At 68.1% G+C, this 24,427-nt stretch carries 17 protein-coding genes and 1 pseudogene; 10 read left to right on the forward strand and 8 right to left on the reverse strand.

The window, feature by feature from the left end; translation table 11 throughout:
* Positions 1 to 224 (forward strand): annotated as a pseudogene (locus NOV86_RS17875) (Lrp/AsnC family transcriptional regulator); the annotation flags it as partial.
* A 128-nt stretch (positions 225 to 352) separates the two neighbouring features.
* Entirely contained in the window at positions 353 to 574 is a 222-nt protein-coding gene (locus tag NOV86_RS17880; protein WP_267643130.1) for a helix-turn-helix domain-containing protein, read from the forward strand.
* Between the two features lie 202 nt (positions 575 to 776).
* Here NOV86_RS17880 and NOV86_RS17885 read toward each other — a convergent pair whose 3' ends face one another.
* From NOV86_RS17885 to NOV86_RS17900, 4 genes are all read right to left on the reverse strand, one after another.
* On the reverse strand, positions 777 to 2,168 hold the full coding sequence (locus NOV86_RS17885; RefSeq protein ID WP_267643131.1) for an MFS transporter: 1,392 nt from the start codon (positions 2,166 to 2,168) through the stop codon (positions 777 to 779).
* 115 nt (positions 2,169 to 2,283) lie between these two features.
* Positions 2,284 to 2,682, reverse strand: a complete 399-nt coding sequence (locus NOV86_RS17890) for a CBS domain-containing protein (RefSeq protein ID WP_267643132.1) — start codon at positions 2,680 to 2,682, stop codon at positions 2,284 to 2,286.
* Positions 2,683 to 2,835: 153 nt separating this feature from the next.
* Positions 2,836 to 4,230 carry a GntP family permease gene (locus NOV86_RS17895; RefSeq protein WP_267643133.1) on the reverse strand — a complete coding sequence of 465 codons (1,395 nt, stop codon included), beginning with the start codon at positions 4,228 to 4,230 and terminating at the stop codon, positions 2,836 to 2,838.
* A gap of 150 nt (positions 4,231 to 4,380) precedes the next feature.
* Complete coding sequence (locus NOV86_RS17900; RefSeq protein WP_267643134.1) at positions 4,381 to 6,183, reverse strand: cation:proton antiporter; 1,803 nt, start codon at positions 6,181 to 6,183, stop codon at positions 4,381 to 4,383.
* 345 nt (positions 6,184 to 6,528) lie between these two features.
* Here NOV86_RS17900 and NOV86_RS17905 point away from each other — a divergent pair, with 345 nt between their 5' ends.
* The gene (locus NOV86_RS17905; RefSeq protein ID WP_267643135.1) at positions 6,529 to 7,746 is read left to right on the forward strand and encodes an inorganic phosphate transporter; all 1,218 of its coding nucleotides are present in this window, start codon (positions 6,529 to 6,531) and stop codon (positions 7,744 to 7,746) included.
* On the opposite strand, the gene NOV86_RS17910 is transcribed toward NOV86_RS17905, so the two are convergent.
* Positions 7,747 to 8,070 (reverse strand): hypothetical protein, encoded by a 324-nt coding sequence (locus NOV86_RS17910; protein ID WP_267643136.1) that lies wholly within the window; start codon positions 8,068 to 8,070, stop codon positions 7,747 to 7,749.
* A gap of 283 nt (positions 8,071 to 8,353) precedes the next feature.
* Here NOV86_RS17910 and NOV86_RS17915 point away from each other — a divergent pair, with 283 nt between their 5' ends.
* The 3 genes from NOV86_RS17915 to NOV86_RS17925 all read left to right on the forward strand — a co-directional run bounded on the left by NOV86_RS17915 (position 8,354) and on the right by NOV86_RS17925 (position 12,562).
* Positions 8,354 to 9,616 carry a tyrosine-type recombinase/integrase gene (locus tag NOV86_RS17915; protein ID WP_267643137.1) on the forward strand — a complete coding sequence of 421 codons (1,263 nt, stop codon included), beginning with the start codon at positions 8,354 to 8,356 and terminating at the stop codon, positions 9,614 to 9,616.
* A gap of 507 nt (positions 9,617 to 10,123) precedes the next feature.
* The gene (locus NOV86_RS17920; RefSeq protein WP_267643138.1) at positions 10,124 to 11,506 is read left to right on the forward strand and encodes an MFS transporter; all 1,383 of its coding nucleotides are present in this window, start codon (positions 10,124 to 10,126) and stop codon (positions 11,504 to 11,506) included.
* A gap of 84 nt (positions 11,507 to 11,590) precedes the next feature.
* The gene (locus tag NOV86_RS17925; protein WP_267643139.1) at positions 11,591 to 12,562 is read left to right on the forward strand and encodes a winged helix-turn-helix domain-containing protein; all 972 of its coding nucleotides are present in this window, start codon (positions 11,591 to 11,593) and stop codon (positions 12,560 to 12,562) included.
* Positions 12,563 to 12,591: 29 nt separating this feature from the next.
* Here the strand turns inward: NOV86_RS17925 and NOV86_RS17930 are convergent, their stop codons facing one another.
* Positions 12,592 to 13,869, reverse strand: a complete 1,278-nt coding sequence (locus NOV86_RS17930) for an MFS transporter (RefSeq protein WP_267643140.1) — start codon at positions 13,867 to 13,869, stop codon at positions 12,592 to 12,594.
* A gap of 570 nt (positions 13,870 to 14,439) precedes the next feature.
* On the opposite strand from NOV86_RS17930, the gene NOV86_RS17935 reads away from it, so the two are divergent.
* On the forward strand, positions 14,440 to 17,802 hold the full coding sequence (locus tag NOV86_RS17935; RefSeq protein ID WP_267643141.1) for a tetratricopeptide repeat protein: 3,363 nt from the start codon (positions 14,440 to 14,442) through the stop codon (positions 17,800 to 17,802).
* 82 nt (positions 17,803 to 17,884) lie between these two features.
* Entirely contained in the window at positions 17,885 to 18,304 is a 420-nt protein-coding gene (nikR, locus tag NOV86_RS17940; protein ID WP_267643142.1) for a nickel-responsive transcriptional regulator NikR, read from the forward strand.
* An 18-nt stretch (positions 18,305 to 18,322) separates the two neighbouring features.
* Here the strand turns inward: nikR and NOV86_RS17945 are convergent, their stop codons facing one another.
* On the reverse strand, positions 18,323 to 20,017 hold the full coding sequence (locus NOV86_RS17945; RefSeq protein ID WP_267643143.1) for an ATP-binding protein: 1,695 nt from the start codon (positions 20,015 to 20,017) through the stop codon (positions 18,323 to 18,325).
* Positions 20,018 to 20,382: 365 nt separating this feature from the next.
* Positions 20,383 to 21,801 (reverse strand): dihydrolipoyl dehydrogenase, encoded by a 1,419-nt coding sequence (gene lpdA, locus NOV86_RS17950; RefSeq protein WP_267643144.1) that lies wholly within the window; start codon positions 21,799 to 21,801, stop codon positions 20,383 to 20,385.
* 106 nt (positions 21,802 to 21,907) lie between these two features.
* Between lpdA and lipP1 the strand changes: the two genes are divergently transcribed.
* Both lipP1 and NOV86_RS17960 read left to right on the forward strand, forming a co-directional pair.
* The gene (lipP1, locus tag NOV86_RS17955) at positions 21,908 to 22,870 is read left to right on the forward strand and encodes a LipP1 family hormone-sensitive lipase (protein WP_267643145.1); all 963 of its coding nucleotides are present in this window, start codon (positions 21,908 to 21,910) and stop codon (positions 22,868 to 22,870) included.
* A 182-nt stretch (positions 22,871 to 23,052) separates the two neighbouring features.
* The gene (locus NOV86_RS17960; RefSeq protein WP_267643146.1) at positions 23,053 to 24,411 is read left to right on the forward strand and encodes an E3 binding domain-containing protein; all 1,359 of its coding nucleotides are present in this window, start codon (positions 23,053 to 23,055) and stop codon (positions 24,409 to 24,411) included.
* Positions 24,412 to 24,427 lie beyond the last annotated feature (16 nt).

The raw sequence follows: 24,427 nt of genomic DNA on the forward strand, positions 1-24,427 counted from the left end.
CCCGGGAGGCGCTGGAGTCCCGTGGGGTCGTCGACGTCCGTGAGATGCTCACCAGCAAACGCAACCTCTTCATCGAGGCCGTCGCCACGGATACACAGGACCTCACGGACATCAGCAATCAACTGTCTGGACTCGGGTTCGATATCGAATCCTCCGAGATCATCACCAACCACCACACTCGCCCCTGGGCACATTTCGAGTTTGGCAACGACGTCGGCGAGTGAGAAGGGGCACTCCAGAGACCGACTGAGTTGCGAAAATCGCAGTTCCGGACCAGAATAATTCGGTAATAGCAGGTGATTGGTTGCGGTTTGCACAAGCCCTTTTGCTGTGGGACACATCAACACACACAGTGACTTCCGGGATGTCTTCGAACACGAAGCAGGACGGAACCCTGACCGACGCCCAGCGGGAACTCCTCAGGAGTGCGGTCAGCGAGGGGTACTTCAAAGTGCCACGTGAGGTATCGCTGGTCGAACTAGCAGAGCTCAACGATATCTCGGATAGAGAGCTGTCCCAGGAACTCAGACGCGGGCTGGACGTGGTCGTCCGGGACGCTACCCTCGAGGACTGAACCAGGCATCCCGAAATCGACGTTCTCACACTCTCTGACGGTCGGTCGCTTCTTCGACGCAGAGTCGAACCAATCATACCCCGGTTGCCGACTGCCTCCTCTTCTCGGTCGCCGACTGCATCCTCTGTCTCTCGGATACCGCTTCTGACAGGGCCGGTCCGGCCCTCGGGAGTGAGGCTACGGACCGACACCGCTTCGCCTGTCACTCCGTCTCGGCCGAGACGGGGTCGTCCTCGCTCGCTGCAGGAATCGACACCGCCTCGGGTCGGTCACCGGCAGCCTCGGCAGGTGGTCTCGCGGCCTCCTTCCCACCGGAGAGCGCTCGCAGGGAGACGACCAGCCCCGCACCCGCGAGGACCAGGCCGCCCGCGAGTCCGAACGCGAACAGGTAGCCGACGGTCGCCGCCCAGCCGCCGAGGACGCCACCGACGCCGCCCGCGACGGCGCCGAGGGCGGTGTGGACGCCCAGCACCTCGCCCCTGACCGCGGGGGGTGCGAGCCGGGTCACGATGGCCGTCCCGACGACCGCGATGAACGCCCAGGTCGCGCCGATGGCGGCGAGGCCGACGCCGGCCACCCCCAGGCCGAGCGTCAGCGTCCCGATGCCCGTGACGAGGGCGACGGTCGGGAAGAGGACGCCCCGGGCCGCGAGTGCGCCGGACTGGAGGAGTCGGATGTCGAGTTTCCCCGCGAACGAACCGGCGCGCTCGTAGAGGACGGCCGAGCCGAGGCTGGAGGCGAGGTAGAGCGCGAACACCTGCCCCGAGTCGAACCGCAACTCGGTGAAGAACAGCGGGAGTGGCGCCCAGAACGCCGCCGAGCCGGTGAAGAAGAGCACGGCTGCCAGGAGGTACGTCGCCAGCGCCGGGTTCACCCGGCCGCGGAGCCGCCGCGGGTGGAACGCCTGCGTCGACCAGTAGAGGCGGTTCGGGGAGAACGCGAAGGTCGCACCCTTGACGCCGCGGCGCGAACTCGACAGCAGGCGCGCGACCTTCCGGACCTTCCGGTCGCTCGTGACGTGGTCCGCCGGGGCAGGGTTCGGCAGCGACCGGGCGGCCCCGAGGACGCTCAGGGCTGCACAGGCCGAGAGGAGCCAGAACAGGACGCGGGTGACCGCCTCGGCGCCCACGAGCTGTGTCGCGACCAGCGGCCAGACCGTCCCGAGGACGAGTCCGCCGGCCCAGCCGTACCCCTGGTACTTGTTCAACTGGCCGATGCGCTGGCTCCAGGCGGACTCCGGGGCGTCGTCGACCACGAGCATCGTCATCACTGGCGCGATGGACGCGACGAACAGCCAGAGCGCCGCGTTGGCGACGATGACGAGCGTGATGCTGGTGACCAGTGGAATCACGGCCAGAGCCACCGCGACGATGCCGAGCGTCGCCAGCACCAGTGGGCGCCGGTGGCCGACCCGGTTCGCGAGCTTCCCGAACAGGATGGCACCCGGGGCCCCGATGACGGCCGCGGTCGCCGCCAGGATACCGAGCTGGACCGGCGACGCGCCGAGCTGGACGATGTAGAGCGGGACGAGCAGCGAGGCGCCGCCGAAGGCGACCGACCCGAGCGCCCACGAGTAGAGCCAGCGGTCTGTCATTGCCGTGACCATCTAGCATCGGCCAGAAAATCGTGCTGGTACAGGCAGGTGTGCCCTCGTGCTCGGCCTCCGTGGGCTCTGAGTGGGGGTTCGGAGCGGGGCGCCTCGAATGCGCCTACGCGTTCGGGCCCTCCGAGGAGAGGTACGCCGTCAGGTCGGTCGTCGTGACGACGCCGATGACCTCGGACTCGTCATCGACAACCGGCAGGTGGTGGAAGCCGTGTTCGAGCATCACGTCGGCCGCGGTCTGGATGGACTCGTTGACCGTGGTCGTGATGACGTCGGTGCTCATCGCGCTGCCGACGGTGGCCGTCGGTTCCGAGTCACCGCGGGCGACGACGTGGACGAAGTCGGTCGCGGTGAGGATTCCCTCGAGACGGCCGTCGTCGTCGACGACGATGACGGACCCGATGCCGTTGTCGAGCATCAGGTTGCCTGCCTCCTCGATGGAGGCCGAGGCGTCGATGGTGTGTACCGGAGAGGACATCAGACTGCCGACAAAAACGTCACTCATGGGAGATGTGTTGTGCCGGGCGGCTGAAAAGGGTTGTCGTACCGACGGCCGCGACGAGACGATGCGACCCGGCCGGGGCGGCCCTGGTGACCGCCGCGGCGAGGCCGGGACCGCCGGACGAGTCCACGTCGACTCGCCAGTCACGCGCTGGCTTCAGGCCAGCGGGAAGACCGTCGAGATGGCGAGCGTGGTGACCAGCCCGGTCACCGAGATGACCGTCGTGAGGACGGTCCAGGTCTTCAGCGTCTCGACCTGCGTGAGCCCGCCGATCTCCTTGACGAGCCAGAAGCCGCTGTCGTTGTACCACGAGCAGATGTTCCCACCGGCACCGATGGCCATCACGAGGAAGGCCGGATGGACGGCGAGTTGTGACACCTGCGGGGCCATGATGCCCGCGGTGGTGAGCATCGCCGCGGTCGCAGAGCCCTGCGCGATGCGGACGATGGCGGCGATGAGCCACGCGCTGACGATGAGGGGGATGCCGACGCCGGAGAGCGCGCCGGTGATGTAGTCACCGACGCCGGAGGCGGCGAGCAGGGCCCCGAAGGCACCGCCGGCCGCGGTGATGGCCGCGATGTTGCCGCCGCTCTTCAGGGCCTCGGTGAGTTCGTCGCCCCAGGCGCTCCGGGAGAGGTCGCTGTACCGGTAGAACACCCAGGCGGCGGCCAGTGCCGCGATGGTCAACGCGACGTTCTTGTCCCCGAGGAAGGCCGCGTAGGGGCGGAGCGTCTCGAGGGCGGGGTAGGCCTCGTCGAACGCCTTGATGGCCGTGAGGGCACCGATGAGGCCGACCGCGACGAGGATGGGCGAGAGCGAGGCGACCATCCCCGGCAGTTCGCTGGTGTCGCGCTCGGCCAGTTCGTGCAGCTCGTCGGTCGAGGTCGCCATCGCGTCCCGGAGCGGGATGTCGAGCCGGCGGTTGATCCACCGACCGTAGCCGATGCCACCGACGAGGGCGGCCGGGAGCGCCACGGTGACGCCTATCAGCATCGTCATGCCGAGGTTGACGCCGATCTCGTCCGCGACCGCGAGGGGGCCGGGCGTCGGCGGGACGAACACGTGGGCCGTCGCCGCGCCGGCCCCGACGACCACGATGAACAGGGTGTAGTCACGTCCCACGCGGGCCCGCATCGACCGGGCGAGGGGCGCCAGCAGGTAGAACACGCTGTCGAAGAACACCGGAATCGCGAGGATGCTGCTGCTCCCCCAGAGCGCGTAGTCGGCGTTCTCGCGCCCGAGGAGTGACTGGAAGCCGCGGACGATGCGCTGGGCCGCGCCGCTCTCGAGCATCGACTTCCCGATGACGGCCGCCATCAGGATTGGTATCCCGATGCCGGCCATGCCGTTCCCGAACGCCGTCGCGACCGCGTCGGCCGCCTTCGTCGGTGTGAACTCGGGGACGAAGACGACGTTGATGACGCCGACGAAGAACGCGGCGATGATGAGCCCCACGAACGCGGGGAGGTCCCACCGGACGAGCAACAGGATGACCGCGAGCAACGCGAGCACGAACGTCAACAGCGGACTGTGTGCGAATTCGATTGCCATGTGTCGTGATGCTGGGAAATCGGTGCTCACGACCGCTCAAAAGGCTGTCGCTCTCGGTTGATAAATTCATGATATCGCCGCGAAAATTGGACGAATGTCACGAACGTTCCCGGTTGACACACCCAGATGACCGTTACCGCCCCCGGCCAGTCACTCCTCGGTGGTCTCTGTGTCCTCGTCCTCGTCGTCGCTCTCGTCCTCCTCCTCCTCCAGCAGGCCGTACTCGTGCGCTTCCTCGCGCCAGAACTCCTCGTACCCCTCCTCGTCGGGGTCGCGATGGACGGTCGTCTGGCCCTGGTGGACCTGGTCGAGCTTGAGGTGGACCTCCTGGAGCAGGCGCTCCGCCACGTCCGAGGTCAGGACACCGTTCAGCTCGGCGCTCTTGATGGCGCTCTGTTCCTGCTTCAGCAGTCGGCGCTCGCTCCCGAGGAGTTCGCGGTCGCGTATCTCGGGGTGGTCGTCGAGCAGGCGAGCGATGGCCCGGTTGAGGTCGGCCTTCTCGGACTCGTACTCCGCGGTGAAGCGGTCGTACACCGCCTCGGGTATCTCGTTCTTCGCCTCCAGTTCGTCCGCGGCGTCGAGGGCCTCGTCCACGGCCCGCGCCCGACCGATGAGCAACTGGTAGAGGCGCTCCTCCTCGGTCGTCGTGATGATGCCGAGCCGGCGGATGAGCGGCGCCATCGTCAGACCCTGGACGACCAGGCTGAACGCGGCGATACCGAAGACGAGCACGCGGAGCTGCTCGGTCGTGATGCTCCCGTACTGCGTCAGTGGGCTGGCCTCGCCCGACGGGATACCGAGGACCAGCGCGATGGGGATGGAGGCGTGCAGGCCGCCCCAGACGAGGACGTGCTGGTAGGACAGCGAGAGGCGCTGGCGGGGCTGCAGTTTGTTCACGACGTTCGTGAGCACGTAGACCGGGATGGCGCGCCCAACGAGTGCGAGCCCGATGGCGATGCCGAGCGGGGCGATGTTCTCGACGAGTGCACTCACCGGCGTCCGCGCGCCGATGAGGACGAAGATGAACGTGTTGACGATGAAGGCGAACGTCTCCCAGGTGTTGAAGATGGAGAGCTTGGTCTGGGGGCTCATCGCCTCCTCGGCGCCGCGGTTCCCGATGAACAGCCCGGCGACGACCGTCGCGATGACCCCGGAGAACTGGATGCCGATCCACTGGGGGACGTAGTGCTCGGCGAGGATGAACGCGCCGTAGGCGAGGATGAGCGTCAGGACGATCTCGGTCATGTGTTCGTCGAGGTCGCGCATCACGCTGTAGACGACGAAGGCCGCGGCGAACCCGACGAGTGCCCCGCCGAGTCCGGAGAACACCACGTCGATGACGACCCTCGCGAGGCTGTCGAGCGTCAGCAGGTCCTCGACGGTCGCGCCCTCGGCGACGAGGTCGTAGAGCGTGACGAAGATGACGACGGCGACCCCGTCGTTGAGCAGGCTCTCGCCCTCGACCAGCACGGCGAGCCGTTCCGGCGCGCCGATCTCCTCGAACAGCGCGAGCACGGAGACGGGGTCGGTCGGAAGCACGATGGTCGCGAACAGGAGTGCGACCAGCAGTGGCATCCCGAGCACCCGGGTCGCAGCGGCCCCGACCAGCAGGATTGACGACACCAGCCCGACGACGGCGAGCGTGATGATGACCGGGAAGTTCTCGCGGAACGCCTCCAGGTCGGTCGTGGCCGCCCCCTCGAACAACAGGGGTGGCAACAGCACGAGCAGGATGATGTCGTGCGAGAGCGGGATGGTCCCGAGCGCCTGCGACGCGCCGCCATCACCCGTCAGGGAGACGCCGATGGAGACGGCGAACCCGGCGAACAGCAGGGCGATGGTGTACGGGAACCGTCCGACCTTCGCGACGAAGATGCCGACCCCACCGGCGATGATGAACACCGCGAGCAGGTCGATGAGGCCGGCAGTGATGCCTCCACCGCCGGCTGTCATGCCAGCCCTCCGCAGGCTGGTGGTTGACTCGCCCCGGTGCAGTGGCAGATAGAAGTCATGTCGGTACCGCGTAGAATCGTCCCACAGGTAAGCGTTCGGACTGTGTGGGTTCTGTGGTGTTCGCACCTGCTGGGCTGGGTCCCCCAGGGCAGCAGGCTCTCGTCTCCCCGACAAGGCTGAGACGATGACAATCAGTTATCGATATTATCCGCGTACTACTCGGTGATATACCGGAATCCGACGGATTCATGGGTCTCTTCCATCGACCGCTGGACATGAACGAGCGGAGCAGTGGCCGACCGTCTTCGACGCCCCAGTGCCGGGCGACAGGCACGCGGTGAACAGATGGCCTCCGTGGCACTCGTGCTCGCCATCGCCCTCCTGGCGGCCCTGTTCATGTCGTTCACCGTCGGCGCGAACAGCAACTCGGCACCCGTGGCCCCCGCGGTCGGCGCGAACTCACTGTCGGTCCTCCGGGCGGCCTTCCTCGTCGGCATCGTGGCCGGACTCGGCGCGGTCCTGCAGGGTGGGAGCATCTCCGAGACCATCGGCAGGGACCTCGTCGCCGGCGTCACCATCACACCGCTGGCGGCGGCGGCCGCGTTGCTGACCGCGGCGACGCTCATCACCATCGGGAACTCGAGAGGCTATCCCATCCCCTCGGCGTTCACCGTCACCGGGGCGATGGTCGGCGCCGGCATCGCCCTCGGCGGAGGATTCGCCGTCCACGAGTACGTCGTCATCCTCGGGTTCTGGTTCACCATCCCGGTCGTCGAGGGCGTCCTCGCGTACGGCCTCGCCCGGGGCCTCCGGAGCGACTCCGTCCCCGAGACCCTCGGAATTCCACTCCTCGGCGGCGCGGTCGGGTACGCCCTGGCCAACATCCAGCTCACGGTCATTCCGACCGCGAGTGGGGGCCAGGGGTCGGTCGCCCGGTACCTCGCCACCGCGTCCCACCTGTTCCCGACGACCGTCGGCGGCTCGTACACGCTCGGGATGGTCGCGGTGAGCGTGACCTGTGGCCTCGTCGCACTGGCCGGCACGCGGCTGATACTGCTGCGGAACGAGAGCGCGGGAATCGACCAGTTCCTCGTCGTGCTTGGGCTCGTCGTCGTGTTCACGAGCGGTGGCTCGCAGGTCGGGCTCGCGACCGGGCCACTCGAGGCCATCTTCGAGACGGACCTCCAGCTCCCCTCGATCTACCTGCTCGCGCTCGGTGGCGGCGGGATACTCCTCGGCGCGTGGATTCGCGGCCCGCGACTCGTCCAGGCGGTCTCGAACGAATACGCCTCGCTGGGGCCACGTCGGTCGATCGCGGCCCTGGTGCCCGCGTTCCTCATCGCACAACTCGCTATCGTGCTGGGCATCCCGATCTCGTTCAACAAGGTGATGATCGCGAGCATCGTCGGGAGCGGCCTCGCGACGGACTCCTCCGGCGGGAGTGGCGTCTCACCCCGGAAGGTCGGTATCACGCTGGGGTCCTGGGTGGGGTCGATGCTCGGTGCTGGCATCGTCAGCTACGGGCTGTACCACCTCCTGCACGTGCTGTCCGCCGGCGGGTAGTCAGGAGACGACCTGGTCGATGATCTCCTCCTCTGCGGCCTGGGTCTTCATGCCCTCCCACGACTCGAAGTCGGTCGTGGCGGCGATGTACTCGTCGAGCTCCTCGCGCGAGACGTCCTGTACGTCGCTGGCGTCCTCGACCGGCCACGGGCACCGGTCGCAGAAGGCGGCGAAGGAGTCGAACTCGGTGTGGTCGCGCATGAAGGGGTCCGAGAAGAAGGCGTCGGACTCGATGCGCGTCCCTGCCTGCAGTTCGCCGATACGTTCGAGCGCGCTCCCGACTCGTTCTTCGAGGTCTTCCAGTCCGCTGACCCGAAGGTCCATAGTACAGATGGTCTCTCGACGCTGGTAAAAGTCACGAACACTGTACCGAACCCGATTGGAGCCGCGGTAGAGCCCGGTAGCCTCCAGAGCACGACCGAATACTGGTCAGCAGGCGTGACCGTCTCAAGGCGTACCCCGCGACTCTATATCGTGAAATCCGATTTATGCTGTCTCGCCCCGTTACCTGGGGCCGCAAAGCGCGACCTCCGGAATCGGCCGTTCTGTGCGCTGGCGACGGGGTTCCGGCCCGGAATTTATACCCGACGCTCGTGATGAAGCGACCGTGACCGAGCACACGCCCGTAACCGGCGACACCGACGTCTCGTGGACCAGCCTCGACCTCGACGGGCTCGTCGAGGCGTACTGGACGGTGGTCGCACCCGCCATGGAGGCCGACGGGCTCGACCCCGAGACGGAGAAACCGACCCACGACTGGCTCCGAGAACACGGCTTCGATACGCTCCTCTACACGCTCAGGACCTACCACGACCGGACCTTCGGCGACTTCTGGAGCGACGACCTCGACTGCGAGCAGGCGGATGCCGGGTACGACTGGTCGACCGACGACGACCGGACCCTCGCCGCCCTGACCGACTTTCTGGACTCGCGCCGGACGCGCAAGGGTCTCGCCGAGTCCTCCCTCGACACCCTCAGATACCGCCTCGACCGCTACGTCCGGGCCTACCGCGACGCGAACGGGCACGCAGCCCTCCTCTCCCCGGTCGCGACTGAGGGCGATACCCCGGCACACGAGGCTGTCGACGAGTGCTGGGCCGCCTTCGACCGCCTGCACGCCGAGCTGGACTCCGGCCGGACGAAGCGGCGCATCCACTCGGTCGTGGAGAACTGGTACGCCCACCTCGTGCGCCGGAAACTGGCCCGGACGAACCCCGCTTCGGGCCTCGACGAGGAGTACGACTGGCGCGAGGAGGACACGGACCCGCCGTATCTCGACGCCGGGCAGGTCCGGCGCCTCTACGAGACCGCAGGAAGCGAGCGCGAGGAACTGCTCGTGCTCGCGCTCTGTGCCTGGGGGCTTCGCTCGGGCGAGGTCGCCCGGTTGCACCGGTCCCAGTTCGTGCTGGACCCGGCCGACGGCGTGCCCCACATCCGGTTCGAGGAGCGGAAGAACGGTCCCGGGCAGGTATCGCTGTTGTACGGCGTGGACCCGGTGAAACGCCGGTTCGCGGGGTTCGCCGACGAGACGGACTGGCAGGGATACCTCTTCCCGTCGCCGACGGCTGGCCGGGGCCACGTCGGTCGCTGGACCGTCTGGAACTGGTTCACCGACCTCGCGGAATCGGCCGGTATCGAGTCCGTCGACGGCCAGAACCCGGTTCCACAGATGGGGCGGCGGTTCTGGTACGACGCCTACTCGTCGTCGCACCGGGTCGTCGTCGAGGGACTGTCCGAGGTGGCGGCCGAGCAGGGGAGCGAGAGCCCCGAGGTCGTCCTCCAGAGCTATCTGTCCGAAGACCGCGCCCGGTCGCTCCGGCGAGAACACATGCGAGAACGGCTCTCCGACGCGTTCGAGGGTGTCGTCTGACCTGCGAAGCGATTGCTCGGTCGGTGGAACCAGCCGGGAGGTAAACCACATGTCGCTATACCGAACACGGCTGCCACAGCGTTCGTTCTCGGGCTGGGGCCAGCTCCTGTCCGGCGTGCCGTGTGACACCGTCTCAGTGCACCACCAGACTTATTCTGGCTGCTCCTGAAACTTCGCCAGAACCGTCCTATGACTCACCGGCAGTCGTGTCGTCCGGTGTTCGACCCACTCTCGCCGCCGGCCGCCTGAGCGGCCCGGATAGCTGCAGCACTCGCATTCGCTTCGGTTCGCTACGCCCCGTAGTGCGGTCTTTCGCTACGCGTCGTAGCCGCAGTCTATCCGTCGAACACACGAGATGCCGACAACCGCTGGGTCTCCGGTACTCCGCCGGGGCTCGTCCGACCACGTATCGCGCACCGACCGACAGTCGCATCGCTCGCGGTCGCCACGACCGCCCGAACCGAACACGTCACCCGGGCGTCCGGGCCCGAACCGAGGTGGTCCGCGGTGACGGACCCGGGGGCCACCAGTGGGTCGTCGCTGTGGCGCAACCGCGACTTCCGGCGGTTCTTCGCCGGGCAGTTCGTCACGAACGCCGGGGACAGCCTCTACACCGTCGCGGTCCTGTGGCTGGTCTTCGAGTTGAGCCAGTCGACCGTGCTCACGGGTCTCGCGAACTCGATACTGCTGCTCCCGTGGCTCCTGCAGATTCTGGCGGGCCCAATCGTCGACCGGTTGCCGGTGAAGCCGGTCCTCGTGGGGTCGCAGGTGTTGCAGGGCGTGGTGGTGCTCGCGCTCCCGCTGGCCGCCGCGATGGGGCACCTGACCGTCGGTGTCCTGCTCGCTGTCGTGCCGATCCTGACGCTCGCGACGCTGCTGATGTCGCCGATGCAGACCACGATCCTCCCACGGATCGTCGAGGAGGGTCAGCTCTCGCGGGCGAACTCCGCCCTCGCGACCGTGACGCTCGGGCTGGACATGGTGTTCGACGCGCTGGGCGGGGCGTTCATCGCCGTCTTCGGCGTGACGACGCTGTTCCTGTTCGACTCGGTCACGTTCGCCGTGGCGAGCCTGCTGTTCGCGGGTATCGCCATCCCGGCGGCCGAGTACGATAGCTCGGCCGACGAGGTCGGGACCGTTGGTTGCACCGAAGAGCCTGCGGAGGGCCGGGCCGAAGCAACCGACGGGGGGTCCGAGCTTCCGGACGACGACGAGGAGTCGCTCCGGGCCGTGTTCGACTCCTACGTCGACGACCTCCGGGAGGGTATCGAGGTGCTCCGGGGGACCGTCTTCGTCGAACTGGTGCTGACGACGGCGGTCGCCAACTTCGCCGTCGGCGTGACGCTCGCCATCCTCCCGGCCTTCGGCGGGTCGCTGGGCGGCCCAGCGCTCTACGGCCTGCTGCTCGGCGCGCTGGGCATCGGCCGGCTCGTCGGCTCGCTCGTCGCGCCCTACGTCGAATCCGTCCCCTACGGCTACCTGCTGCTCGTCGGACACGGGTTCGGCGCGTGTAGCTGGCTCGCCGCGGTGTACGCGCCGTCGCCGGCACTCACCGTCCTGCTGTTCGGCCTGGCGTGGGTGCCCGCCGGGATGAGCGGTGTGCTCACCGCGACGCTGAACCAGACCGTCTTCCCCGCCGATATGCTCGCCCGCGTGTCCTCCACCAAGGGGACCGCGTCGGGTGCGACGCTGCCGCTGGGGTCGCTCCTCGGCGGGGTCGTCGGCGAGGTCCTGGGTACGACGACGACAATGGGCCTGACCGCCTTCGGGTTCGGCTTCACGGCCCTCTACGTTCTCGTGCGTCCCAGATTACGCGGCCTGCCCTCGGTCGCCGAGGCCGAGCCCGAGGACTTCGCTGTGACCGTGGATTCGAGCCAGACCGGCGACTGAGCCGGTTCAGCAGGACCCTCTTCCCTGCCTTCGAGATGCTCCCGGGCAGAACCAGTTTACGTGATGCTCACGTGAGTTCGGACCATGGGGGGCGATGCGAACGACGCGGCCGATGCCCAGGACACCGTCACGCCCGACGAGGCGTTCGCGATGATCGGCCACGAGACCCGCGTACAGATCCTCGAGGTACTCGCGACGACCCACCGGGCCGACCGGCCGGTCCAGTTCTCGGAGATCCGCCGACAGCTCGGCGACATCGACTCGGCGCACTTCAACTACCACCTCGACAAACTGGTCGGCCACTTCCTCGAACAGACCGAGGCTGGCTACGACTTCCGGCGCCCGGGCCGACGCGTCGCCCAGGCCATCCTCTCCGGGTCGGTCCTCGGGAACCCCATCTCCGAGCTGACGCCGGTGGACCAGGAGTGCCACCACTGCGGGGGCCAACTCGAGGTGATGTACCATCGCGGGCGGATCGCTGTCTACTGTACCGAGTGCCCCGGCATCTACGAGCGTAGCAACTACCAGGCCGAGCACGACGACGTGCCCGACGAGTACGGCTTCCTCGGCCTGCACGACCTGCCGCCGGCCGGGATGGGCGACCGGACGCCGACCGAGGCGCTCGAGGCCGCCCACCGGTTCACCCTCGCCGATACCCTCTCCGTGGCGAGCGACTGCTGTCCGCGCTGTGGCGGGACGTTCGACGACCGGGTCGACGTCTGCGAGGACCACGACGCCGCCGACGGCTGCTGCGACAGCTGCGGCTACCGCCATCAGGTCGTCTACACCGCACACTGCCGGAACTGTACCTTCGACACGCGCCGGCCCTTCGGGACGATGCTGGTCGGGGCGACGCCCCTCCAGTCCTTCGTGACGGACCACGGCGTCAACCTCTCCGGGGCCGACTACGAGACCTCCTCTGGCGTGTTCATGACCTTCGACGAGGCGGTTGAGGAGACCGACCCGTTCGAGGCGGTGTTCACCTTCGCCATCGACGGGGACGAGATCGACCTGACCGTCGGCGAGGACCTGACGGTCACGTCGGTCTCGCGGTGAGTTATCAGGCGGGGGGTCGCGACGCGGTATCAGTCGCCTGCTGAAAGGACGCCGGCGCGGTCGCTCCTGGGCTCTGGCGCCGTCCGGACCGGCGACGTGAAGACCCACACTACTCCACCGAGCAGCGACAGGACGACCCCGGCCACCGGCAGGAAGCCGACCGGGCCGAGCAGTTCCGTCCCGACACCGGCGACCAGCCGCGCCGCGCTCCCGACCAGTGCGAAGAACATCGACGCGCCGGAGAGCACGGTCGCCCGCCCCACGTCCTCCAGTCGTTCGTTCAGGTACTGGTTCGTGACCGGCCGGGTCATCGTCCGGAGGCCGCGGTTCAGGAACAGCACCGGAACCACGAGGACCGGCGCGATGGCGATGCTCGCGTAGGCGACGGCGTATATCGGTATCATCGCGCCCAGCACGCCCCGGGTCCCGATAGCGTCGTGGACCCGCCCGACCGACGATGCGACGCCTGCCGAGACGAGCTTGAAGGCGGCGTAGAGCACGCCGAACCCTGCCACGGGAACCCCGACCGCGTCGAGTGCCGGCTGCTCGTAGATGCGGGTGACCACGAACAGCGAGGAGAACGTCGCGCCGTACACCATGAACCACCGGACGGCCGGGCTGGCGAGCTGGAGGCGGAGCAGCCGCAGCGCGAGGGACATCGTCAGGGGGCCTCTGTCCTCGTTATCTCCGGCAACCTCGCCAGCCCTGTCGTCGTCCGGGTCCACGGAGAGCTTCGCGATGCTCGGGAACGAGAACAGGACGGGGATGCCCACCAGCGCGATGGCCGCCGTCGCGACGAACGGGATGGCCATCTCCATGCTGTAGAGGACGCCGCCGGCGACAGCCGTCACGGCGTCGGTCACGAGCTTCAGGGTGTTCCCCCGGCTCTCGATGCGGGCGAAGTCCGACTCGTCGAACCGGGCCTGCAGTATCTCGTACAGCCAGGCGTCCTGGGTCCCGGACCGGAACGACCGCCCGACTGCCCAGAGCACGTGCAGCCCGAGGTAGAGCGCCTCGCTCCCGAGGAACGGGTACACCCCGATGACGACCGCCCGGACCGCGCTCCCGATGGCGAGGCTCCCCCGCCGCCCGAGCCAGTCGCCGACGTAGCCGGTCGGCACCTCGAGCAGGAGCTTCGCCACGGCGTAGACCGCGTACGCGACGCCGACGAACCCCATCCCGAACTCCTTGTCCTGCAGGATGATGATGGCGACGGGGAGGAAGAACCCGGACGTGTTCGTCACCCGGAAGAGGTAGTAGCGGTGGATGAGGCTCCGGTCCTGTCCAGTCCCACCGTCGTCCGACATGTTCCAGTCGTGCGGCGGGACGGTATTGACCTTTCCCGAAAGGGGATTTGTGTAAGAAATCCTATGTTGGTTCCGACCGACGGACACCCGTGTCAGAAGTGGAGGTTGGCAGGTCGGACGACGCACCGTCTTCCCCCCGGAGTCGGTGCGCCGACCGTCGACGCCAGTCGAGAACGCCCCCGGGACGATGCCTTTCCAATGCGCTCGTCCGCGGGCACGCTCGGAGAACAGAGGCCGACGTCGGTGGCCAGACGAGCTCGCCTGGCAGCGTGACCGGTGGTACTGCCGTGCACGACCTGACCTGCCCCCATTCCCCCCGGAAGGGCAGTCCACCGCCGGCCTCTACGAAGAGTAACGATACCTCGACAGTTCAACTCACCGAGTGACACGCGGTGTCACCCCGTGACACCGCCGGTGCTCGCCACCCGGATGCGTTCGTCTCACTGGCAAAGTTCGACCAGCCTGTTCGTGTTCCCCGTCGTGTCCGGCAACTCTGTACATCCGTGTGCCCTATCGGGACCGGTTGTCTCTTGGTATACATATTTCACCGAGCAGGTTCATGGGAGAGACATGGATGGGGACGACGTCTCGGATGCGCTGGAACTCCTGGACCGTCGCTACCGGTTCCTGGAGTGCATCGAGTCGGGGCCAGCGCACGTCCGGGACCTCACGGCGGCACTCGGCGTCTCCCGGTCGACGGTGAACCGGGGGGTCCGTGAACTCACGGAGGCGGGCTGGATCGCGCGGACGGACGAGGGATACGTGCTCACGACGGCGGGGTCGCTGGTCCTCGACCACCACCGGGACCACCTCGCCGGCCTGCGGGCGGTGCAGTCGAACCACGACCTCTTCGACCCGATTCCACCTGCGACACCGCTCGAACCGGCGGTCCTCGCCGGGGCGGACATCACCCTCTCGTCCTCGAATCGCCAGTACGAACTCCTCGAACAGATTCACGCGATGCTCGACCGGGCGACCTCGCTCCGTGCGCTCTGGCCGGTCGCGGCCGACGACCGGTCGCTGTCCGAGGTCGTCGGTATCGCTGCCCGCGGTGGTTCGGTCACCGTCGCGGCCGACCCCGACATCGCCGAACGCTTGCAGGCGGAGGCCGAGACGAACGGGGGCGTCGCGCAGGGGAGCTGGCACGTCGAGTCCTGCGACGTGCTCCCGCGGCGACTCGGCGTGGTCGACCTCGTGACGGACGACGAGCGGTGCGTCCTGCTCGTCGTGTACTCCCCGACCGGGGGCATCCACGCGGTGGTCGAGAACGGGTCAGTGGGCGCGCGCCGGTGGGCAGACGACCTCTTCAGGCAGTACCTCGGCGCGTCGCAGGACCACCGTCTCGTCGACGGCCCGGTCGGCGAGACCGGGCAGCAGCCGGTCGACGAGCTGCCCGAGTCGGCGGCAGCTCCCGATGTCGTCACCGAGAGCGGCTTCCGACCGCTGTCGAGCGAGTACTTCGAGGGAACCGAGGTGCTCGCACCCGCGACGATGCTCCGGGCCGGCCCGCGCCTCGCCGAGGTACGGGCCGACATGACGCTCGCCCGCGAACACGTCGTCGACGGCGACCGACGCGACTTCGTCGCCGACGTGCTGGCCGACGTCGCCGACGGCCACGACTCGGTCATCATCGGCCTCCCGGGCAGTGGCAAGAGCACGTGCCTGAAACAGGCCGCCTACCGGTGGTGGCACGACGGGACCGGGCCCGTGGTCTACCGCGAGGCCGGCCGCGACGCCCCCATCGAGGACCCGACCGACCTCGCGTCGGCCCTGCGGGCGATGGACGGGCACGTCCTCGTGGCCGTCGAGGACGCGACCCGCGGCGACGTCTCGAGGCTCTTCACGCTGATACAGGAACTATCCGGGGACGCCGACGTCTCGTTCCTGCTCGATTCGCGTCGCTCCGAGTGGGCCGACCCCGACGAGTTGCTCGACGCGCGCCTCGAGACGTTCAGACAGGACGAGATACGCCCCGTCTCGGTCCCGGCGCTGGACGACACCGAACGCGACCGGTTCCACGCCCACGTCGACCGACTGCTCCCGGGGTCGTTGCCACCCCGCGAGGAGTTCACCATGCCGACGTGGGACGATAGCGACGCCGAGGCCGGCGAACTGCTCATCCTCTCACACCGGTACGGCCTGTTCGCGGACCCGCAGGACGACCGCGACGCAGTCACCTCCCTCTCGCAGGACGTCCGGAGCGCCTACGCGGCGGTCGCGGACGACCCGGACGCGCTCGTGGTCGCGACGCTCGTCAACGCCTGCAACGCGGCCGGGCTACCCGTCACGCCCGACCTGGTGTACGCACTCGCGGTGGACCCGGACGGCCCCGACCTGGACGCGGTCGATGCGGCCCTCGACGACCTCGACGGCCACGTCCTGTTCGGCCGCGTGAACGGTGCCTACCGGACGGTCCACGACGCCTGGTCGACCGCGTTCCTCGACGAGGTCGTCTCGACGCTGGACCACGCGGTGGCCCACCGGCGGTTCGCCGGGGCGGTCAACGCGCTGCTGGCGCTCGGAGGGGACCCGGACCGACGCGACCGCATCCGGTCCCTGCGGCAGGGTGACGCCCCGGTCCTCGAGCAGGTCGAGGCCGACCCGGTGGCGTGGCTGACCGCGACCGCCGAACGGCTCTTCTCGCTCGGTCGGGAGACGCCGGGACTGGCTCCCCTCTACGGCCACGGCCCCCACGCGAACCTGTCGTTCCCGGACGCCTGCCCGACCAGCACGGTCCATTCCTGTCTGGTCGCCAGGGCGCGGATGTACAGCGACGCCGGCGACTACGAGGTGGCCCTGGCCGAGTGCGACTACCTCGAGGAGGTGGCCGACGCCACGGCGGACGAGAACGCGAAAGCGCTCCTGCGGGCACGCGCCGACAAGATACGGAGTTACGTCTGGGACCGGCGCGGCGAGTTCGACGACGCCTGGGAGTACGGCCTCTCGAGCCTGGAGGGCTTCCGGGCCGCCGGCGACCGGCAGGGCGAGGCCCGGGCGCTCAACGGGGTCGGCGTCGTCGCCTGGCTCCGTGGCGACGTGGACGAGGCGAAGGCTCGCTTCGAGGCCGCACTCGACATCTACGACGAGATCACCGACCTCCGCGGCGAGGCGGACGTGCTGAACAACCTCGGCATGATACAGCGCGAACGCGGCGACCTCGACGGGGCGGTCGAACGCTTCGAGCAGAGCCACGAGATCCGCCACACCATCGGCGCCCGCGTCCAGGCGCTGGACAGTCTCATCAACCTGGGGGTCACCGCCCGCGACGTGGGCGACCTCGATGCGGCCATCGCCCGCTTCCGGCAGGCGGTCCAGGAGAGCAAGACCGTCGGCGCCCGCGAGGTCGAAGCCCACGCCCGGCGGGCGCTCGGCAACACCTACCGGCGGGCCGGCGACCTCGGCCGGAGCCGCGAGTCCCTCGAACGCGCCCTCGAGATGACCAGTGCCCAGGAGAACCGACACTCCCAGATGCTCTGTCTCCGCGGCCTGGCCGCGACCGCGTGCGACGACGGGCGGCTCGACGAGGCGGCCGACCACGTCGAGGCCTGTCTGGCACTGGTCGAGGAACTCGGCGACGAGCGCGACGAGGCCCTCGCGCTGGCCATCAGGGGACGCATCGCCCAGCAGCGCGGCGACCTCGACGTTGCCTGCGAGCACCTCTCGAGCGCCATCGAGATGCTCGAATCCCTCGACCGCTCGCCCGGCCTCGCGGAGACGTACCGCGACTACGCGTCGGTCTGCTCGGCCAACGGCGTGTACGAGAAGGCGTTCGATGCACTCGACGCCGCCATCGAGCGCTACGAGTCGGTCGGCGCGACCCCGTACCTGCGGGAGACGCTGACCGAGGCCGCCGAGATCGCCGAGGCCGCCGGTGACGAGGAACGGGTCACGGCCTCGCGAGAACGCCTGGAAGGCATGGCCGAGGCGGAGTGACCCGGGCACTGTTACTATCTCGCACCCCTCTCAGGCCGTCAGAATACGAATCCTTATTATTTCTACCGCCGTCGGTTAATACATGACAGTCGTCAGTGTCTCGATGCCGGAGGAACTCCTCGAACGGATCGACGAGTTCGCAGAGACCCACGGGTACACCGGCCGGAGCGAGGTCATCCGGGAGGCCTCCCGGAACCTCCTCGGCGAGTTCGAGGACAAGAAGCTCGAGGACCGCAACCTCATGGGCGTGGTCACCGTGCTGTTCGACTACGAGTCCACGAACGTCGAACACCGGATGATGAGCCTCCGCCATGAACACGAGGACCTCGTCGCCTCGAACGTCCACAACCACGTCGGCGACCACTACTGCATGGAGCTGTTCATCGTCGAGGGCTCGCTGGCGGACATCTCGACGTTCGTCGGGAAGATCCGCGCCACGAAGAACACCCTCTCGGTGGACTACTCGGTCATGCCCATCGACGAGGTCGGGAGCGTCCCCTGATTCCGGCCGCCAACCCGCTCAGGGATTCCGCGTCTTCTCTTTGACCGCCGCCATGCGCTCGCGCTCGCGGTGGTCCGCGACCAGTCGTTCCATCGACCCCCGGTCGAGTTCGTAGCGCCCTTTCTCGTCGCGGCGCACCACGTCGCGCTTTCGGAGTTCCGTGAGCGCACTCTGGATGCGCTGGCCGTCCGTGTCGACGAGCGGTTCGACCTGGGCCACCGTCATCGGGGCCTTCTCGCCGAGGACCGCGATGGTGTCCCAGGTGTACGTCTCGTTGCACTCGGCCTCGTGGATGGCGTCCTCGACGCGCCCCTCCACGGGGTCGGCGTGGACCAGCTCGACGACGTCATCGAACTCGTCGCTCCCGGCCGTCGAATCGCTGGAACTCGACGGCTCCGAGAACCGCCGCTGGAGCTGTTCGAGCGCCATCTCCAGGAACGCGATGCGGTCGCGCTGGTCCTGGACGATGTCGGCCTCCTCGCCGTCCTCGTGGAGTTCGGCGTTCTCCTCGCGGAGCGTCTCGTTGCGCGATTCGAGGCGTTCGAGTTCGCCCTCGAGTTCGCGCACCCGCTTGCGAAGCTCGTTGCGTTCGGCCTCGATCTCGGCGTTCGTCTTCTCCTCGTCCGGTTTGTCGTCGTCCACCGCGGCCGCATCGTCGAGCGTCGTCTGCTCGCCCGGCGTCTCGATACCGGTGTTGCCCGCGATGGCGTCGGCCATCTGCTCCGCGGCCGAGGAGATGTCTCGCGCGCGTTCGAGTTCGTCCTCCAGCGTCGATATCTTCTGTTCTTTCTTCTCGAGTTCGTTCTCGAGTTCGATGATGCGGTTCTCGCGCTCGGCCTTCTCCTCGGTGATGTCCGAGAGGTCCTCGACCAGCGCGTCGCTGACCGACTTGAGTTCGGGACGCTCGAAGTCGTCGAGCCCCGGCGTCGCACCCGCGTCGAAGGTGCGCTTGCGGCGGAACTGGATGGTCCGGATGTCGGCCTCGGCCCAGTCCGACATCATGAACGCCTGCCCGGCGTCGAGGTCGGTGATGCGGTTCTCGTACTCGCTCCCGAGGATGCGCCCGACGACCTTGGTGTCGTTCTCCCAGGTGAGGCGGTGCCAGACCAGCCAGTTCGCCTGCGTGATGAAGTCCTTCTTGACGTCGGCCGGGCGCTGGCTGATGCCCATGATGCCGAGGCCGTGCTTGCGCCCGCGCTTGCCGACCTTGATGAGCATCTTGCCCGTCTCGTCCATCCCGCCGCCCTCGGGGATGTACTCGTGGACCTCCTCGACGACTAGGAGGAAGGGCTTCTTGAGCTTCTTCTCCTTCGCGAAGAGGTGTTTAGTGGTCTCGAGGATGAGTTCGTTCGCGACGTCCTCGTCGAGGTAGCCCGACACGTCGAGGATGATGGGGACGTTCTCCTCCAGCGCGAGGTGGGCCATGCGCTCGGCGTGCTCGGGGGCGATCTGGATGTCGCACTCCTCGTCGGCGCCGGCGTGCAGCAGTTCGTACTCCTCCTTCAGCCCGTAGTACTCCCCGTCGGTGTCGACGACGAGCAGGGGGTAGCCCGCCTCCAGCAGCTCCTCGGCGACGACGCTCGCGGTGTTCGACTTCCCGGAGCCCGACTTCCCAGTCACGAAGCCCCGGCCCGTCAGCAGTTCTACGACCGGTACCGTCACGGTCGACCCGTCCACCGTCTCGCCGATTGTAATCTGTCTCGTCTCGCTCATACCCGTCCCGTTACCGGCTACTCATCCCCGGCCCACCTGTATCTTTCGTGCGAGCAACCATTCTGACGGAAGAACACACCGTTTGAACGGTCTACACATTGTACACCGTGTGAGATGTGTCGTCGGCGTTCCGTGTATCCGCTATGCGTGAGAGGATGGACTCACACCAGCCCCAGATTCTCGAATAAATACTTACTCGGTTTCAGGTACTCTCAGGTTCTGTGGGAAAAGTCTCCATTTTAGTAGGATATACCGGTTCCATCTTGTTAATAGAATACATAAAACAGTACTCTTGTTCTCGACTACCCCGAAACATTCGACCGCGAACCAGCACCTGCTTGGCTACCCCTAGCGCGTCAGGGGACTCACCGACCGACCGTGTGGATGGCCGCGCCCTGGGCGCTCGCGGCCGCCTCCATCACCGCCTCGGTCAGGGTCGGGTGGGTGTGAACCGTTGTCGCGACCTCCGCGAGCGTGGCGCCGGTCTCGACCGCGAGTGCGAACTCGGCGACCAGTTCGGACGCCTCGGGACAGACCAGTTGTGCACCGACGATGGTACCCGTGGTCCCGTTCGCGACGACCCGGACGAAGCCGTCGGTCTCGTCGAGGGTGAGCGCCCGGCCGGAGGCGCGCATGGGCATCCGACCGACGACCGGCTCCAGTCCCGCGTCCGCGGCCTCGGCCTCGGTCAGTCCGACCGTCGCGACCTCCGGGTCGGTGAAGACGGCGGCCGGGATGGCGCGGGTCGACATCGTCTCGTCCTCCCCGGCGATAGCGGCGGCGGCGACCTCACCCTCCTTGCTGGCTCGATGGGCCAGCATGGGCTCGCCGGCGACGTCACCGACGGCGAATATCGAGTCCGTGCTCGTTCTGGCCTGTTCGTCGGTCACGACGAACCCGCGCTCGTCGGTCTCGACGCCTGCGGCCGACAGGTCGAGTGTGCCCGTGACCGGCACGCGGCCGACGGCGACGACCACGCGGTCCGCCTCGTACTGGGCCTGGCCGTCGTCGTCGGACTGAGTCCTCACGCGCACTCCCCCGGTGGTCGGCGTCCACCCATCGGCTCGTTCGCCGAACCGGAACGTGACCCCGAGCGATTCGGCTCGCCGCCTGACGACGCGGGCGACGTCGCGTTCGTACCCCGGGAGCACCCCGTCGAGCGCCTCGACGACCGTGACGTCGACGCCGAGCTTGGCGAACACCGTCGAGAGCTCCATCCCGATGTAGCCCGCGCCGATGACGACCAGCCGGTCGGGGAGCGAGTCGAGTGCGAGCGCGTGGGTCGACGAGAGCACCTCCTCGCCGTCGAACGCGAACCCCGGTAGCTCGACCGGGCGCGACCCCGTGGCGACGATGGCGTGCTCGAAGTCGGTCGTCCCGACCGTCGTTCCCTGTCGGGTGACCCTGACCTGCTGTGTGTCGGTGAACGCGGCGGTCCCGTCGACGAGGGTCACGCCGTTCGCCCGGCAGAGCTTCTCGACACCGCCTGTGAGACGGCTCACGACGCCCTCTTTCCAGTCGGTCATCGCCGCGAAGTCCACGTCGACCTCCGCGGTGATGCCCATCTCCTCGGCGGTGGTTGCCTCGTGGGCCACGTCGGTCGCCGTGATGAGCGCCTTCGAGGGGATGCACCCGACGTTGAGACAGGTGCCGCCGTAGGCGTCCTTCTCCACGAGCGTCACGTCGAACCCGGCCTGCGCCGCCCGGATCGCCGCGACGTATCCACCGGGGCCTGCACCGATAACCAGTACCTCCGTCTCTCTCGGCAGTGAGTGGTCAGCCATCGTCTGTCGTACCTGCTGGCGTGTGCTACAGCGTCTCCCCGCTTATACTCTTCTGCTATCGGGGGGTACAGTTATACCGCTCTATCCGAATAGTGTAATCGACGCGATGTCATCGACACTTCACCCCCAGGTACAGGAGTACCTCCACGGACTGACGGACGAGGGCCTGCCACCACTGTATCGCCTCTCGCTCGAGGACGCTCGCCAGACGTACCGCGACCTCAGCGTGCCGGACGAACCACCGGACGAGGTCGCGTCGGTTCGGGACCGTACGGTCCCGGGCCCCGACGGGGACATACCGGTCCGACTCTACCGGCCGGTCGGGGACGACCCTATCGCGCCACTCGTGTTCTGCCACGGCGGCGGCTGGATGCTGGGCGGCCTCGAGACCCACGACGCCCTCTGCCGGGCGCTCGCGAACGCCACGAACTGTCTGGTCGTCGCCGTCGACTACCGCCTCGCGCCCGAGCACCGGTTCCCCGCCGGTCTCGAGGACTGCTACGCCGCGACGTGCTGGGTCGCGAACGACGAGGAGACGCTCGACGTCGACGCCGACTCGCTGGTCGTCGCGGGCGACAGTGCCGGGGCGACGCTCGCGATGGGGGTCGCGATGCTGGCGCGCGACCGTGACGGCCCGGCCATCGACTACCAGGTCCTCGCCTACCCGGCGACCAACTACGCGTTCGACACGGCGTCGTACGAGGAGAACGCACAGGGGTACTTCCTCACCCGGAAGGACATGGAGCGGTTCTGGGACGGGTACCTCCGGAGCGACCTGGACGCCACGCACGCCTACGCCTCGCCACACCGGGCGGAGAGCATGGCGGACCTCCCGCCGTCGCTGGTGGTGACCTGTGGGTTCGACCCGCTCCGCGACGACGGGCGCGCGCTCGCCGACCGGCTGTCGGACGCCGGTGTCCCGACGAAGCACGTCGAGTACGAGGACATGATCCACGGCTTCCTGACGATGCTCTCGGACCCGGACCTGGACCGCGCCCGCGAGGCAATCGAGGAGATCGGTGAGACGGTCCAGCACGAGGTGCGACAGGCGGCGCAGGTACCGCAATGAGGGTCCGCACGACTCCACGAGTCCGACTCGGCAGTGGTCTCGGGGGAGGCAGCCACTGATCACCGACCGACGGTCCGCCTCGAATCGGGGGGCATGGCACTGATGTCGTCGTCCCCGCCTGTGAGTGAAGGGTTGCCACGGTAAACACGCTTTTGTATGATGAAGTAGTTGTGTGGTTTATAATGGCAATTATTGTCAAGATGCCAAAACTGGGGCTCGAGATGGAGCAGGGGACCGTGCTCGAGTGGTTCGTCGACCCCGGCCAACCGGTGTCGGAAGGCGACGTGATAGCCGAGGTCGAATCCGAGAAGAGCATCGGCGAGGTCGAAGCCCGCGAGGACGGCGAACTCCGCCGCATCTACCTCGAGGAGGGCGAGTCCATCCCACCGGGGAAACCCATCGGCATCCTCGCGAACGGGGACGCCGACATCGCCGACCTCGAGGCCGAGGTCGAATCGGAACTCGGCGGCGCGGCCGACACCGGCCAGGAGAGCTCCAGCGACGAGGCAGCGACCGGTGAGACCGGGACGGCAAGCGGCGATTCCGGTACAGCACAGACCGCGACTGCTGGGGCCGCACCCGACGGGGCGTCGGCAGCGGTGAAGGCCTCGCCCCGGGCCAAGAAGCGAGCCGAGGAGCTATCGGTCGACCTCTCGACGGTCGAGGGGACCGGCCCGATGGATTCGGTGACGGAGGCTGACGTCGAGGCCGCCGCAGAGAGCGGTACCACGGCCGAGAGCGACTCCGCCGCCGAGGAGGTCAAGGCATCCCCCCGTGCGAAGAAACGCGCCGAGGAACTCGGTGTCGACCTCACGACGGTCGAGGGGACCGGCCCGATGGATTCGGTGACCGAGGACGACGTCGAGGCCGCCGCGGAGGCTGGGTCGGGCGCCGAACCGGTGGCGGCCCAGCGGGTCGACACCGGCGGAGTTGCGACGTCCCGGTTCCAGCAGGTCACCGAGGTGGCAGCCCCCGACGCCGGTGAGGCACTGCTGGAGACGACCGAGGCGGTCCGTGCAGCCTTCGAGGACCGGGTGACGACCACCGACCTGTTGCTCGTCGTCGCCTCGGCGGCGCTTGCCGACACGCCGGTCGTGAACGGGACCTACGGCGAGTCCACCCACCAGGTCGTCGCCGACCACGACATCGCGCTCGTGACCGAGGCCGACGGGGAACTCACCACGGGCGTGATTCCGGCGGTCGACGAGAAGTCGCTCACCCAGCTCGTCGAGGCGCGCGAGGGCCTCGTGGGCGACGAGGACGAACGGCCGTCGTTCACGCTGGCCGAGCCGGCAGGCGACGACGCCGAGGGACTGCTCGTCAACCGGCCCGCCGTCGCCGCGCTGGAGGTCGACCTCTCCGGACAGCGGGCCGTGCCCGGTGACGACGGCGTCGACCTCCGGCCACTCGTCACCGCGACCCTGACCTACGACACGCGTGCCATCGGCCGGTCCGAGGCGACCGCGTTCCTGGACAGTTTCTTCGAGCGAGCAGCCGAGTCGTCGACGCTGGTGCTGGATTCGTACCGCGGCACGGAGTAACCGCCGGCCGGTCGCC

The organism is Haloarchaeobius amylolyticus, assembly GCF_026616195.1.
GTDB lineage: Archaea > Halobacteriota > Halobacteria > Halobacteriales > Natrialbaceae > Haloarchaeobius > Haloarchaeobius amylolyticus.

Excerpts from the sequence above, each read along its gene's own strand:
- NOV86_RS17885 (WP_267643131.1), bottom strand. The coding sequence starts at position 2,168 with ATGACAGACCGCTGGCTCTACTCGTGGGCGCTCGGGTCGGTCGCCTTC.
- NOV86_RS17890 (WP_267643132.1), bottom strand. The coding sequence starts at position 2,682 with ATGAGTGACGTTTTTGTCGGCAGTCTGATGTCCTCTCCGGTACACACC.
- NOV86_RS17895 (WP_267643133.1), bottom strand. The coding sequence starts at position 4,230 with ATGGCAATCGAATTCGCACACAGTCCGCTGTTGACGTTCGTGCTCGCG.
- NOV86_RS17900 (WP_267643134.1), bottom strand. The coding sequence starts at position 6,183 with ATGACAGCCGGCGGTGGAGGCATCACTGCCGGCCTCATCGACCTGCTC.
- NOV86_RS17905 (WP_267643135.1), top strand. The coding sequence starts at position 6,529 with ATGGCCTCCGTGGCACTCGTGCTCGCCATCGCCCTCCTGGCGGCCCTG.
- NOV86_RS17910 (WP_267643136.1), bottom strand. The coding sequence starts at position 8,070 with ATGGACCTTCGGGTCAGCGGACTGGAAGACCTCGAAGAACGAGTCGGG.
- NOV86_RS17925 (WP_267643139.1), top strand. The coding sequence starts at position 11,591 with ATGGGGGGCGATGCGAACGACGCGGCCGATGCCCAGGACACCGTCACG.
- NOV86_RS17930 (WP_267643140.1), bottom strand. The coding sequence starts at position 13,869 with ATGTCGGACGACGGTGGGACTGGACAGGACCGGAGCCTCATCCACCGC.
- NOV86_RS17935 (WP_267643141.1), top strand. The coding sequence starts at position 14,440 with ATGGATGGGGACGACGTCTCGGATGCGCTGGAACTCCTGGACCGTCGC.
- nikR (WP_267643142.1), top strand. The coding sequence starts at position 17,885 with ATGACAGTCGTCAGTGTCTCGATGCCGGAGGAACTCCTCGAACGGATC.
- NOV86_RS17945 (WP_267643143.1), bottom strand. The coding sequence starts at position 20,017 with ATGAGCGAGACGAGACAGATTACAATCGGCGAGACGGTGGACGGGTCG.
- lpdA (WP_267643144.1), bottom strand. The coding sequence starts at position 21,801 with ATGGCTGACCACTCACTGCCGAGAGAGACGGAGGTACTGGTTATCGGT.
- lipP1 (WP_267643145.1), top strand. The coding sequence starts at position 21,908 with ATGTCATCGACACTTCACCCCCAGGTACAGGAGTACCTCCACGGACTG.
- NOV86_RS17960 (WP_267643146.1), top strand. The coding sequence starts at position 23,053 with ATGGCAATTATTGTCAAGATGCCAAAACTGGGGCTCGAGATGGAGCAG.